General features: G+C 69.0%; 16 protein-coding genes. 12 read left to right on the top strand and 4 right to left on the bottom strand.

Annotated elements, in window-relative coordinates; translation table 11 throughout:
- Window positions 1-45 precede the first annotated feature (45 nt).
- Together fzlA and AC1RSI_RS13030 are read right to left on the bottom strand one after the other, a co-directional pair.
- A complete protein-coding gene (gene fzlA / locus AC1RSI_RS13025) occupies window positions 46-732 on the bottom strand; it encodes an FtsZ-binding protein FzlA (RefSeq protein ID WP_008263197.1) in 687 nt (228 codons plus the stop codon).
- 60 nt (window positions 733-792) lie between these two features.
- Window positions 793-1818: a cation diffusion facilitator family transporter gene (locus AC1RSI_RS13030; RefSeq protein ID WP_154726681.1), complete on the bottom strand. Its 1026-nt coding sequence runs from the start codon at window positions 1816-1818 to the stop codon at window positions 793-795.
- Window positions 1819-1973: 155 nt separating this feature from the next.
- Here AC1RSI_RS13030 and AC1RSI_RS13035 point away from each other — a divergent pair, with 155 nt between their 5' ends.
- The 12 genes from AC1RSI_RS13035 to AC1RSI_RS13090 all read left to right on the top strand — a co-directional run bounded on the left by AC1RSI_RS13035 (window position 1974) and on the right by AC1RSI_RS13090 (window position 11877).
- Entirely contained in the window at window positions 1974-3146 is a 1173-nt protein-coding gene (locus AC1RSI_RS13035) for a citrate synthase family protein (protein ID WP_230307702.1), read from the top strand.
- 38 nt (window positions 3147-3184) lie between these two features.
- The gene (locus AC1RSI_RS13040) at window positions 3185-3985 is read left to right on the top strand and encodes an undecaprenyl-diphosphate phosphatase (protein WP_447941213.1); all 801 of its coding nucleotides are present in this window, start codon (window positions 3185-3187) and stop codon (window positions 3983-3985) included.
- A 47-nt stretch (window positions 3986-4032) separates the two neighbouring features.
- On the top strand, window positions 4033-4944 hold the full coding sequence (locus AC1RSI_RS13045; RefSeq protein WP_035309838.1) for a class I SAM-dependent methyltransferase: 912 nt from the start codon (window positions 4033-4035) through the stop codon (window positions 4942-4944).
- A gap of 34 nt (window positions 4945-4978) precedes the next feature.
- A complete protein-coding gene (locus AC1RSI_RS13050; RefSeq protein ID WP_035309836.1) occupies window positions 4979-5713 on the top strand; it encodes a pseudouridine synthase in 735 nt (244 codons plus the stop codon).
- Between the two features lie 115 nt (window positions 5714-5828).
- Window positions 5829-6077, top strand: a complete 249-nt coding sequence (locus AC1RSI_RS13055; protein WP_035309834.1) for a type II toxin-antitoxin system Phd/YefM family antitoxin — start codon at window positions 5829-5831, stop codon at window positions 6075-6077.
- A complete protein-coding gene (locus AC1RSI_RS13060; protein WP_447941212.1) occupies window positions 6074-6472 on the top strand; it encodes a type II toxin-antitoxin system VapC family toxin in 399 nt (132 codons plus the stop codon). The genes AC1RSI_RS13055 and AC1RSI_RS13060 overlap by 4 nt, the downstream gene beginning before the upstream one ends.
- Entirely contained in the window at window positions 6469-7110 is a 642-nt protein-coding gene (locus AC1RSI_RS13065) for a phosphoribosylanthranilate isomerase (protein ID WP_035309832.1), read from the top strand. Before AC1RSI_RS13060 ends, AC1RSI_RS13065 begins: the two co-directional genes overlap by 4 nt.
- A gap of 77 nt (window positions 7111-7187) precedes the next feature.
- Window positions 7188-8390, top strand: a complete 1203-nt coding sequence (gene trpB / locus AC1RSI_RS13070) for a tryptophan synthase subunit beta (protein ID WP_196066414.1) — start codon at window positions 7188-7190, stop codon at window positions 8388-8390.
- Window positions 8387-8845, top strand: coding sequence for a hypothetical protein (locus AC1RSI_RS13075; protein WP_035309830.1), 459 nt, complete (start codon window positions 8387-8389; stop codon window positions 8843-8845). Before trpB ends, AC1RSI_RS13075 begins: the two co-directional genes overlap by 4 nt.
- Window positions 8842-9684 (top strand): tryptophan synthase subunit alpha, encoded by an 843-nt coding sequence (gene trpA / locus AC1RSI_RS13080; protein ID WP_035309828.1) that lies wholly within the window; start codon window positions 8842-8844, stop codon window positions 9682-9684. Before AC1RSI_RS13075 ends, trpA begins: the two co-directional genes overlap by 4 nt.
- Before the next feature lie 10 nt (window positions 9685-9694).
- Window positions 9695-10585 carry an acetyl-CoA carboxylase carboxyltransferase subunit beta gene (locus tag AC1RSI_RS13085; protein WP_008263130.1) on the top strand — a complete coding sequence of 297 codons (891 nt, stop codon included), beginning with the start codon at window positions 9695-9697 and terminating at the stop codon, window positions 10583-10585.
- Window positions 10586-10590: 5 nt separating this feature from the next.
- Complete coding sequence (locus AC1RSI_RS13090) at window positions 10591-11877, top strand: bifunctional folylpolyglutamate synthase/dihydrofolate synthase (RefSeq protein ID WP_154726683.1); 1287 nt, start codon at window positions 10591-10593, stop codon at window positions 11875-11877.
- 177 nt (window positions 11878-12054) lie between these two features.
- Here the strand turns inward: AC1RSI_RS13090 and AC1RSI_RS13095 are convergent, their stop codons facing one another.
- A complete protein-coding gene (locus AC1RSI_RS13095) occupies window positions 12055-12240 on the bottom strand; it encodes a hypothetical protein (protein ID WP_008258864.1) in 186 nt (61 codons plus the stop codon).
- 73 nt (window positions 12241-12313) lie between these two features.
- Window positions 12314-12649 carry a thioredoxin gene (trxA, locus tag AC1RSI_RS13100; RefSeq protein ID WP_035311420.1) on the bottom strand — a complete coding sequence of 112 codons (336 nt, stop codon included), beginning with the start codon at window positions 12647-12649 and terminating at the stop codon, window positions 12314-12316.
- Window positions 12650-12765: the final 116 nt, after the last annotated feature.

A 12765-nucleotide genomic window follows, 5' to 3' on the forward strand; every position in this document is an offset into this window, starting at 1 on the left:
CGCGACCGCCCTCCCCCGTGGGGGAGGGAGAGGCGGTGGTAGGCTTCAGAAATCCAGGTCCGCATACCAGGCTGAGGGCGGCACGCCGACGAACCTGTCCGCCAGCAGGGGGCGGAAGCAGGGGCGGGATTTGAGTTTGGAGTACCAGGTCTTCAGCGACGGCCAGTTGGCCCACTGGATCTCGCCGAAATAGTCGAGCACCGACAGGTGTGCGGCGGCGATCAGGTCGGCCTGGCTGAGGCGGCGGCCGGCCAGCCAGTCGCGGGCGGCGACCAGGTCTTCCAGCATGGCGAGGTGGGATTTCAGGGCGTCGCGGCCGTGGCGCAGGGCGCGGGCCTCGGGCGGGCCCAGCTTGAGCAGGGGTTTCTCCATCCGCTCATGCAGCAGGACGGCGTCGACTTCATCGGTGAACCGGCGCTCGAACCAGCCGGTCAGGCGGCGCGCCTCGGCCCGTTCGGCGGGGTCGGCGGACAGAAGCAGGGGGGCCTTCTGCTGATCCTCGATCCAGCCCAGGACGGCGGGCAGTTCGCACAGGGTCAGGGGGCGGCCGCGATCCGTGGTCTGGACGACAGGCGGCAGGCCCGAGGGGTTGAAGTCGTTGACCGGACAGTCGTCCTCCCACGGACGGACCGGGGTGTCGGTCCATTCGATACGCGCCTCGCCCAGAGCCAGGCGCGCGGCGCGCGAGGCGGGCTGGAAGGCGAAATGGAACAGGACGGTGGACTCGGACATCGCCGCTTGATGCGCCGACACCCGTTAATGTCCATTTACCGGATCGCGATCAGGACAGGATCAGGACCAGGGGCCTTTGGGCGGGGTGGTCGTGGGGGCGGCGGTGCGTGGTTCGGCGTCAGCTGTCGATTCCGACGCACCGGGTGCGGCGAGCGGCGGCGTGTCGGCAGAGGGCGGGCAGACCCGGCCGCGCGGATCGGCGTGAATCAGGATGTCGGCGGCGGGAAAGTGGCTGAGCACCCGGGTCTCGGCTTCCACCACGATGGCGTGGGCGGCGTCCAGCGTCAGGTCGGGGTCCAGATCGACGTGCATCTGAACCATCATCACCTGGCCCGCCATGCGGGTGCGCAACTGGTGGACGCCTGAGATGCGCGGGTCGGCGAGGACGGCGTGGATGACGGCGGCGCGGTCCGTCTCGGGCACGGCGCGGTCCAGCAGATGGTCGGCGGCGGCCTTCAACATGCCGGTCGCCCCCCAGAACAGCCAGACGGCGACCACCAGGCCGGCGGCGGCGTCCAGGCCGGGCGCCCCCAGGAAGGCGCCCGAGATCACCCCGATCAGCACCACCAGATTGGCGGCCAGGTCGGCGGCGTAATGGGCGCGATCGCCGGCGACGGCCATGGAGCCGGTCTTCTTAAGGGCCCGGGTCTGCATCCAGACCAGCCAGGCGGTGATGGCGATGGAGACGATCACCACCCCGGTCGCCCAGCCGCCGGAGGTGACGGGACGCGGATCGAAGATGCGCTGAATCCCTTCCCACCCGATGAAGATGGCGGAGGCGAAGACCAGACCGGCCTGGACCATGGCGGCCAGGGCCTCGCCCTTGCCGTGGCCGTAGCGATGATCCTCGTCCGCCGGTGTGGCGGCCCAGCGCACGGCGAAGAAGGTCGCCAGCGAGGCGACCAGATCCAGCACCGAATCCGTCAGCGTCGCCAGGATGGAGACCGAACCGGAGGCGCCCAACGCAAAGGCCTTCAGCACGATCAGCACCAGAGCGACCCCCACCGACAGTCGCGTGATGCGGCGGGTGGCCAGATGAGCGTCTTCAAGGGGCGCGGGTGCGGGAGGAGGAGCGGGCGACGTCATTCCCGCCTCTTGTCGCGCAATCGTGGCGGAATGCCAACCGCAGGCCCTAATTCGAGCGCCTCCTTTGGATTGCGGCGTGCGTTAGCGTTAAGGACACACAACGGCGCTATGTCGAACGCCGTACATAGTTGATGGGCATCAGTCGTGGGGACGACATGAGCGCTGACGAACGCTGGATCGCGCGGAGCGAGGCCCTGACCCGGCTTGGGGTCAAGGCCCAGACCCTGTACGCCTATGTCAGTCGCGGCCGGATCGCCGCCCGACCCGATCCCACCGATCCCCGACGCAGTCTGTACGCCGTCTCCGACGTGGCGCGGCTGTGCGGCGAGGGCGGCGCCGAGGCGGATGGCCCCGAAGTGCGGGCGCCGGTCATGGGGGCGGCGGCGCGGGGCGAGGCGGACATCCAGTCCTCGGTGTCGCTGATCGCCGACGGTCGGCTGTTCTATCGCGGTCTGGACGCGGTGCAACTGGCGGCGACCGCGACCATAGAGACGGCGGCGCGCGCCCTGTGGGACGCCCGCGAAACCAATCCCTTCGCCGATCTGAAGCCTCGCATCGACCCCATCGTCGGCGGATCGACCCAGAGGCGGGTCCTGGCCGTGCTGGGCCGCCGCGCCATCGAGGACCGGGCGCTTCGCACTCATGACCCCGTCAGCCTCAAGCGCGAGGCCGCCTCTCTGCTGAGCGAGGTGGTGGACAGCGTCTCCGGGCCGGGACCCCGCCTGTATCTTCACCAGCGGCTGGCGCGCGGCTTCAAGGCGGCCGAACGCGACAGTCATCTGATCCGTCGCGCCCTGGTGCTGGGCGCCGACGCCGGCCTGGACGACGCGGTCTTGGCGACGCGGGCGGCGGCGGGCGGGGGCGCACCCCTGGCCGGCGCCGTTCTGGCGGGCGCGACCACCCTGGGGGGGACGCCGCTGACGGAAATCGACGATGTCGTGGCCTATGTCGGCGAGGCGCGGCGCGATCCGACCGGCGCGGCGCGGCGCTGGATCGGGCTGAAGGGGTGCGCGCCGGGCTTCGCGGCGGATACGGAATTCGGCCGGGTCGATCCGCGCGCCCCCGCCCTGTTGGATGCGGCGGACCTGACGGCGGACCTGAAGGCGGTCTGGACCGAGGGCGAGGCGGCGGGCGGACTGCCGCCGGGCTTCGGTCTGGCCCTGGCCCTGACGGCGCGCCGACTGGACCTGGGTCCGACGGGGGCGGGGGACCTGTTGATGCTGGGGCGTCTGATCGGCCTTCTGGCCCATGCTGTGGATCAGGCGGCGGACGGCTCGCCTATCCGGGCGAGATTGCGCTATGTGGGGCCCGAGCCGGGCTCCCACTGACGTTTTTCGGTCAGGCGGGCCGGCCCCACGGGGATATCATGTCTGACTGGCTTGCAGCGATCATTCTCGGTCTGGTCGAAGGACTGACCGAGTTCATACCGGTGTCCTCCACCGGCCACATGCTTCTGCTCGGCCATTTCATGGGCTTCCAGAGCTCGGGCAAGACGTTCGAGATCGTCATCCAGCTGGGCGCGCTGCTGGCCATCGTCAGCGTCTATTTCAGGCGGCTGTGGACCCTGGCGACGCGCTGGCCCTTCGACGCGGAGGCGCGGCGCTTCCTGATCGGGCTGCTGGTCGCGTTCGCGCCGGCGGTGGTGATCGGCTTCCTAGCCTATGACTTCATCAAGACCGTGCTGTTCGAGACGCCGCAGGTGGTGTGCGTCGCCCTGATCGTCGGCGGGATCCTCCTGCTGCTGCTGGACCGGATGGACAAGCGGCCGCAGTGGCTGGACGCGAACGCCTATCCGATGCGGGTCTATTTTCTGATCGGCCTTTTCCAGTGCCTGGCCATGATCCCCGGCGTGTCGCGATCCGGCGCCACCATCGCCAGCGGCCTGCTGCTGAAGACCGACAAGCGGTCGGCGGCGGAGTTCAGCTTCTTCCTGGCCCTGCCCACCATGGGGGCGGCGGTGGCCTATGACCTGCTGAAGAACCACAAGACGCTGGATTTCAGCGACGTCGGCCTGATCGCGGTGGGCTTCGTGACCGCCTTCCTGACGGCGCTGGTGGTGGTGCGGTTCCTGCTGGACTTCGTGTCCAAACACGGCTTCGGCCCCTTCGCCTGGTGGCGAATCGTGGTTGGAGTGGTCGGGCTGGCGCTGTTGCAGGCGGGGTTCTGAGTCCCGCGACGCTGGCGAATTGCAGCGTCTGCCTCTAAGGGGCGGGCATGAGCACGCTTCTTTACGGCCGACCGCCGGTCGTCTTCGATCCGCCCAGCACTGGAGCGGGCGCCGCGATCCAGACCTCGCCCCTGATCCCCGGCTCCACCGCGCTTGAGACCGTGCCCGAGGGTTCGGTCGATGACGTCATGATCTACGCCCCGCCCGGTGTGTTGGAGCGGCGCTATGCGCTGGCCCTGGCGCTGAGGGCGCTGAAGGTCGGAGGGCGGCTGGATGTGATGGCGCTCAAGGACAAGGGCGGGTCGCGGCTGAAGAAGGAGCTGACTGGCTTCGGCGTCGAGGTGGGCGAGACGGCCAAGGCGCACCACCGCCGCTGTATTGTGATCAAGCCCGAGACCCTGACCGGGATCGATGAAGCCATAGCCGAGGGGGCGGCGCGGATCGTGCCGGGGTTGGAGGCCTGGTCCCAGCCGGGCGTCTTCGCCTGGGACCGTATCGACGCGGGTTCGGCCCTGCTGGCCCAGCATATGCCGGCGCTGAAGGGGGCGGGCGTCGATCTGGGCTGCGGCTATGGCGCGCTGGCGACGGTGGCCCTGCGGTCGGCGGGGGTGACGTCGCTGCGGCTGATCGATCTGGACCGCAGGGCGGTCGATGCGGCGCGGAAGAATGTCGAAGACCCCCGCGCGAGCGTCGAATGGGCCGACGTGCGCACCATGGCGGCGGACGGCGAGCTGAACTTCGTCGTCAGCAATCCGCCCTTCCACGATGGCGGGGCCGAGGATCGCCGGCTGGGCCAGGCCTTCATCAGGAAGGCGGCCGAATTGCTGAAGAAGGGCGGGGTCGCTTGGATCGTGGCGAACCGGCACCTGCCCTATGAGGCCGAGCTGAATACGGCGTTCAACCGGGTGAGGCTGGTCGCGGATGCGGGCGGGTACAAGCTGTTCGAGGCGGTGAAGTGAGCCCGCGCTCAAGCAGCCCGAAGGGCGATAGCGCATGAAAAAAGTCCCCACCTCTCGCGTCGACCGTCTGCTGGGGTCGATGGGCTATGGGTCGCGGGCCGAGATGGCGCGGATGGCCAAGGCCGGAGGGATCGTGCTGGACGGGGCGGATCTGACGGATGTGTCCAGGCGGATCCCGGTGACGCGCGACCTGCCGACGCGGATGGAGATCGACGGCGAGCCGCTGGATCCGGTGCAGGGTCTGGTGATCCTGCTGAACAAGCCGCTGGGCATGACCTGTTCGCACAAGGAAGAGGGGGCGCTGGTCTATGACATCCTGCCGGGGCGCTGGCGGTCGCGCGATCCGGCCATCTCGACCATCGGACGGCTGGACAAGCAGACCACGGGCCTGTTGTTGCTGACCGACGATGGGGATCTGCTGCACCGGGTGATCAGTCCCAAACGCCATGTGGCCAAGGTCTATCGCGCCGGACTGGCGCGGCCGTTGACGGGGACGGAAGGGGCGCTGTTCGCCTCGGGCGAACTGGTGCTGGAGGGCGAGGACAAGCCGCTGGCGCCGGCCGTGCTGGAGGTCGTGTCCCCGACCGAGGCCCTGCTGACGGTGACGGAGGGCCGCTATCACCAGGTGCGCCGCATGTTCGCCGCCGCCGGCAACCACGTCGAGACCCTGCACCGCGAACGGCTGGGCGGGTTGGCCTTGCCGGCCGATCTGGCGCCGGGGCAGTGGCGGTTGCTGACGCCGGAGGAGATTGCGTCGATCTTCGTCTGAACCGACCGGCGTTTGACGATCCATGCCGCGATGACATGTGGCGAATTCTGGTGGCGTTATTTACCTCGGGTGGCAGGCCTTTGTGGTCCGGTCCCGAAGACGATATGATGGGGGCATGAGCCACTATTCGGTGACAGAAGCACAGGCGGACCTGGCCCGTCTGATCGAGGCCGCCGAGCGGGGCGAGCCCGTCATCATCGACCGCCCCGATCCGGACGTCGAGGTGAAGATCGTGGCGCGCCGCATCCGTCCCGATGGGCCGAACGATATCGAATGGCTGAGAGGCGTGCGCGTACAGCCGCGTCGCGGGCCGGTGAATACGGCGGCGGCATTGGCGGAAATGAAGGAAGAACGCGGTCGGTGAGCGTCTATCTGGACGCCAGCGTCATCGTTCCCTTGTTCGTGCAAGAGAAGACGAGCGAGGCCGTGCTTGCCTGGATGGCGTCTGTCGATAGGGCGATCGCCGAGGTGTCGTCGGCCATGTCGCATCACGTGCGCCGCCGAAGCCTGGATCCCGACGAGCGGAATCTGGCGGAGACGAAGTTCAACATCTGGCTGGATCGTGCGGCGGTGGTGAGAGAGGTCGAGCCTGAGGACGTGACGGCGTGCCGCTTCCTGCTGCACCGACATCCGCGATTGCGGACGCCGGACGCCCTGCACCTGGCCATCGTGCAGCGGCTGGAATGCGATCTCGCCACCTATGATCATGATCTGGCCGATGCCGCGCGTCGGGACGGGGTGAAGGTGATCGCGCCATGACGACCAAGATCAAGATCTGCGGCCTGACCACGGCCGACACCCTGGACGCCGCCCTCAACGGCGGGGCGGATTTCGTGGGGGCGGTGGTGTTTCCCAAAAGCCCGCGCCATCTGGCGCCGGAAGCCGCGGCGCGTCTGTTCGAACGGGCGCGGGGGCGGGCGAAGATCGTGGCGGTGACGGTCGATCCGGACGACGCCTTGCTGGAAGAGATCGCGCGGACGCTGAGGCCGGATTTCATCCAGCTGCACGGGGCGGAAACCCCGGCGCGGGCGGAAACTGTTCGGGCTCTGACCGGGGCGGGGGTGATCAAGGCCCTGCCGATCCGGCATGGCGACGACTTCTTCGCCGCCGACGAATGGGATTATCACGCCGATCACCTGATGTTCGACGCCAAGCCGCCGGAGGGTTCGGTTCTGCCGGGCGGGGTCGGGCATAGTTTCGACTGGACCCTGTTGGCGGACCGGGCGTTTCGCCATCCCTGGTTCCTGGCGGGCGGGCTGAATCCCGACAATGTGGCCGAGGCGCTGCGGATCACCGGGGCGCCGATGCTGGATGTGTCCTCTGGCGTCGAAAGCGCGCCGGGTGTTAAGGACGCCGACCGGATCGCGGCCTTCATCCAAAACGCGCGCCGGACGTAATTACGACGCCTCCCTGCGTGAAAGTTGGACTCGTGAACGCTCAAACCCCCATCCAGACCCCTGATCCCGCCCAGTCGCTGTCCAACGCCTACGCCTGGCCGGACGCGCAGGGACGGTTTGGGCCTTATGGCGGGCAGTTCGTGGCCGAGACCCTGATGCCGCTGATCCACGAGCTGGACGCGGCCTATAAGGCGGCCAAGGCGGACCCCAGTTTCCAGGCCGAGCTGGACGGTTTCCTGACCCATTATGTCGGGCGCGAGAGCCCGCTGTATTTCGCCGAACGCCTGACCGAACATTTCGGCGGGGCGAATATCTGGCTGAAGCGCGAGGACCTGAACCATACGGGCGCGCACAAGATAAATAATTGCATGGGCCAGATCCTGCTCGCCCGTCGCATGGGCAAGACCCGGATCATCGCCGAGACGGGCGCCGGTCAGCACGGCGTCGCCAGCGCGACGGTGTCGGCGCGGTTCGGCCTGCCCTGCACCGTCTATATGGGCGCGGTGGACGTCGAGCGGCAGCAGCCGAACGTGTTCCGTATGCGCCTGCTCGGCTCGGAAGTCTTCTCGGTCACGGCCGGCGCCGCGACCCTGAAGGACGCGATGAACGAGGCGATGCGCGACTGGGTCACCAATGTCTCGGACACCTATTACATCATCGGCACGGCGGCGGGTCCGCACCCCTATCCGGCCATGGTGCGCGATTTCCAATCGGTGATCGGCAAGGAGATCAAGACCCAGTCGATGGCCCGGATGGGCAAGCTGCCGGAGGCCGTCGTGGCCTGTATCGGCGGCGGGTCGAACGCCATCGGCGCCTTCCACCCCTTCATCGACGACGCGACCGTGCGGCTGATCGGGGTCGAGGCGGCGGGTCACGGGCTGGATACGCCGGACCATGCGGCGTCGCTGAAGGGCGGGCGGTCGGGCGTGCTGCACGGCAACCGGACCTATCTGCTGCAAGACGACGACGGAAACATCGTCGAGGGCCACTCGATCTCGGCCGGTCTGGACTATCCGGGCATCGGGCCGGAACACGCCTGGCTGCACGACATCGGCCGGGCCGAGTATCGCTCGGCGACGGACAATGAGGCGCTGGAGGCGTTCCAGCTGTGCTCGAAGCTGGAAGGCATTATTCCGGCGCTGGAACCGGCCCACGCCCTGGCGCGGACGGGCGAAGTGGCGCGCGAAGTCGGCAAGGGCGGCGATATCGTCCTGCTGATGTCGGGCCGGGGCGACAAGGACATCTTCCAGGTCGCCAAACATCTGGGAGTGGAACTGTGATCCGCAGCTTTCTGGCGGCGACCGCCGTCCTGAGCCTTTCGACCGCCGTTCAGGCCCAGGCGCCTGCGCCCCCGGCCGCTCAAGGCCAGCCGGCCGATGTCGGCTTGCTGCCGGGCGCGGAACTGTCGGCCGATTGCGGCGGGCTGAACAATCTGGCCGGCCGCGCTTGGTGCGTCACCGCGCCCCTGGGGCAGGTCGGCGCCCTGGCCGACGCCTACATCGCCGATCTGGCGACCAAGGGCTGGCTGGCGGCGGGCGGCGACGAGAACCGCGTGGTCTTCGTCAAGCGCCGCGAGGCCGGCGGCTGCGACGGCATGCAGATGGTCGCCTTCTACGACACCACCAAGACCGCCGTCGCCGAACTGCCCGCCTATCTGGGCTTCGCCGTCGTGCCCGGCGACGTCTGCGCCCAGCCCGCCGCCGAGAAGCCCGCTTCGGAAACCACGCCGCAATGACCACCGCCCGTATCGACGCCTGTTTCGCCGCGCTGAAGGCCGAGGGCCGTGCGGCCTTTATTCCCTATGTGATGGGGGGCGATCCCTCGCGGGACGAGGCTCTGGAAATCCTGCGCGGCCTGCCCGCCGTCGGGGCTGACATCATCGAACTGGGCTTCCCGTTCAGCGATCCGATGGCCGAGGGGCCGCCGATCCAGCGGGCGGCGATCCGGGGGATGAAGGCGGGTTTCGGCCTGCGTTCGACCATGGATCTGGCGCGGGAGTTCCGTAAGGGCGACGACGCGACCCCCATCATCCTGATGGGCTATCTGAACCCGATCGAGAGCCTGGGCTATGACGCCTTCGCCGCCTATGCGGCCGACTGCGGCATCGACGGGCTGATCGTGGTGGACTGCCCGCCGGAAGAGGCCGGGCCCCTGATCGAAGCGCTGGACAAGGTCTCGATTTCGCTGATCCGTCTGGCGACGCCGACCTCGGACGACGAACGGCTGAAGATCGTGGTCCAGGGCACGTCGGGCTTTGTCTATTATGTCGCCGTCGCGGGCGTGACGGGCGTCAAGGAGGCGAACGCCGAGGTGGTGGCCCCGGCGGTGGAGCGGGTGCGCAAGGCGTCCGGCCTGCCGGTCGCGGTCGGCTTCGGGGTCAAGACGCCGGAGCGGGCGGCCGAGATCGCGCGGGTGGCCGATGCGGTGGTGGTCGGGTCGGCCCTGGTGGACGAGGTGGCGGCGGCGTTGGAGGCCGGGGAACCGGCCGCGCCGCGCGTTCTGGCCCGGGTCAAGGCGCTGGGCGATGCGGTTCGGTCGGTGCGGACTGGTGCATCCCTGGCGGAAACCGTCTAAGAGCCCGCCCATGGTCGACAAGAACAAACCCCAGGAAAAGCGCGGCGGCTGGCTGAGCCGTTTCGCGCCCGGCGTCCGCAAGATCGTGTCGCGTCGCGACACCCCCGACAATCTGTGGGTCAAGGACCCCGACACCGGCGAGATGCTGTATCGCTCGGATCTGGAGGCCTCGCTGTGGGTCACGCCGTCGGGCCGCCATATGCGGATCGACGCGCCGACGCGGCTGAAGGCTACGTTCGACGGCGGTCAGTATGAGTCCATCGACACGCCGGATGTGCCGGAAGACCCGCTGAAATTCTCGGACGGCAAGCCGTACAAGGACCGGCTGAGCGCCGCGCGCAAGGCGGCGGGGCGCAAGGACACCATGGCCATCGGCTATGGCGTCGTCGGCGGCCAGGAAGCTGTGGTGATCGTCCAGGACTTCACCTTCATGGGCGGGTCGCTGGGCATGGCGGCGGGCGAGGCCTTCATCAAGGCGGCGCGCGAGGCCGTGGCCCGCAAGGTTCCGATGGTCTGTTTCACCGCCGCCGGCGGGGCGCGGATGCAGGAAGGCGCCCTGTCGCTGATGCAGATGGCGCGCACCACCCTGGCCATCCAGGAGCTGAAGGCCGCGACCCTGCCCTACGCCGTGGTCCTGACCGATCCGACGACGGGCGGCGTGACCGCCTCCTACGCCATGCTGGGCGACGTGCATCTGGCTGAGCCGGGCGCCCTGATCGGCTTCGCCGGTCCGCGCGTGATCGAGGCCACCATCCGCGAGAAACTGCCGCCGGGCTTCCAGCGCGCCGAATATCTGCAGGAAAAGGGCATGGTCGACCGGGTGGTCGTGCGCGCCGACCTGCCGCGCGTCCTGGGCCAGATCCTGTCCATGCTGATGGGCGGAAACCGTCAGGCGGCCTGACGGCCTTGGACCCGATTTCCGAGCGGCTGCGCGCGCGACATCCGCAGAGGATCGATCTGTCGCTGGATCGGATGAAGGCCCTGTGCGCGGCGCTGGGCGATCCGCAGCATAGACTGCCGCCGGTGGTCCATGTGGCGGGGACGAACGGCAAGGGGTCCACGGTCGCGATGATCCGGGCCATCGCCGAGGCGGCGGGGCTGAGGGTGCACGCCTACACCTCGCCCCATCTGGTGCGGTTCAACGAGCGGATCCGGCTGGCGGGTCGGCTGATCGAGGACGATGCGCTGAACGCCGTGCTGGACCGGATCGAGGCCGCGATGGCCGAGACGGGCAGCGAGGCGACGGTGTTCGAGAGCACCACAGCCGCCGCCTTCCTGGCCATGGCCGAGACGCCGGCCGACCTGGCCATCGTCGAGGTCGGGCTGGGTGGGGTGCTGGACGCCACCAATGTGATCGAACGGCCGCTGCTGAGCGTGATCGCCCCGGTCGACTACGACCATGCGGAGTTCCTGGGCACTGACCTGGCCGGGATCGCAGCGGAGAAGGCCGGTGTGCTGAAGGCGGGGGCGCCGGGCGTGATCGCACGCCAGCAGGAGGCGGCCATGGCCGCCATCGAACGCGCCGCCCAGGCGGTCCATGCGCCGCTGACGGGCATGGGCGTGGATTTCGACGCCTGGGCCGAGCGGGGCGGGATGGTGTTCCAGAACCAGGAACGGTTCCTGGACCTGCCGGCGCCGGGCCTGGCGGGCGCGCACCAGATCGACAATGCGGGCGTGGCCGTGGCGGCGGCCCTGGAGCTGGACCTGCCCGAGGCGGCGATCGCGCAGGGGCTGAAGGCCGTGCGCTGGCCCGCGCGGCTGCAGAGGATTTCGGCCGGTCCGTATGGCGAGGCGGCGAAGGCGGCCGACGCCGAACTGTGGCTGGACGGGGGGCATAATCCCCACGCCGGGCGGGCGTTGGCGGCGTTTCTGGCCGAGCGTCAGACGCGGGCGCCGCGTCCGCTGGCCCTGATCTGCGGCATGCTGGCGAACAAGGACGCGGGTGGTTTCTTCGCCGCCTTGAAGGACACGGGCGCAACGGTCTTCACCGTCGGCTTCGACGGGGCGGCGGCCGAGCCGGCGGCCCTGGCGGCCGTGGCGCGCGGGCACGGGCTGGCGGCGACGCCGGCGGGATCGGTCGGCGAGGCGGTGGATCTGGCGCTGCGGTTCGGCGCGGGGCGGGTCGCGATCTGCGGGTCGCTGTATCTGGCCGGCGAGGTGCTGGGGGCCAGCCGCGAGACCTGGCCGGAGTAAGCGCCGACTTCTCCCTCCCCCTGCGGGGGAGGGGCGTCGCGCAGCGACGGGGTGGGGGCGGCAAGGCAAAAGCGCACTGATCTGACTTGTGATGTGTCGCCCTGCCGTTCCCACCCGGCTCCGGCTACGCCTCCGCCCCCCTCCCCCGTAGGGGGAGGGAGAGTCTGGTGTGCTGTCTTACTTGCTCATCCAGGGCCGCGACTTGCCCGCTGCGATCCGGGCGTTCTGTTCGCGCTGGAACCGGCCGCCGCGTGGGGCCTGGGGACGGGCGTCGAGCGCCGCCTTCTTCAGGCGCAGGGCGCGCTGGACGGGGGTTTCGCCGGGGATGTCGTCAGCCGGGATCGGTGTGTCTTCGTCGCTCATGAGACCCTCCTAGCATGAAAAACGCCCGCCGGTCGGAACCAGCGGGCGCTTGATCTTCAATGGAGCGAGACGATCAGGCGTCGGCCTTGACGCCGGCCTCGGCCAGCCATTCGACGATCTTGCCCTTGGGCATGGCGCCGACCTTCATCGAGGTCATCTGGCCGTCCTTGAACAGCATCAGGGTCGGGATGCCCTTCACGCCCAGCTTGGACGGGGTCATGGGACTGTCGTCGATATTGATCTTGGCCACGGTGACCTGACCGCCCATTTCGTCGGCGATCTGCTCCAGCGCCGGGCCGATCTGTTTGCAGGGGCCGCACCATTCAGCCCAGAAGTCGACCAGGACGGGGGTGGAGGATTTCAGAACGTCGGCGTCGAAGCTTTCGTCCGTGACTTTTACAGTCGCCATGAATGGCTCCTTGGGGCGCTATCGCTCGGCCCGCGGGGCCTCGCTGCTTGAGCGCATGTTGATGTTGGCCGGAGCGTCCGGGTTCGGAGGCAGATGTGGGAGCGAATCGCGGGCAA

Source organism: Brevundimonas sp. GW821-FHT10E09 (assembly GCF_058809375.1).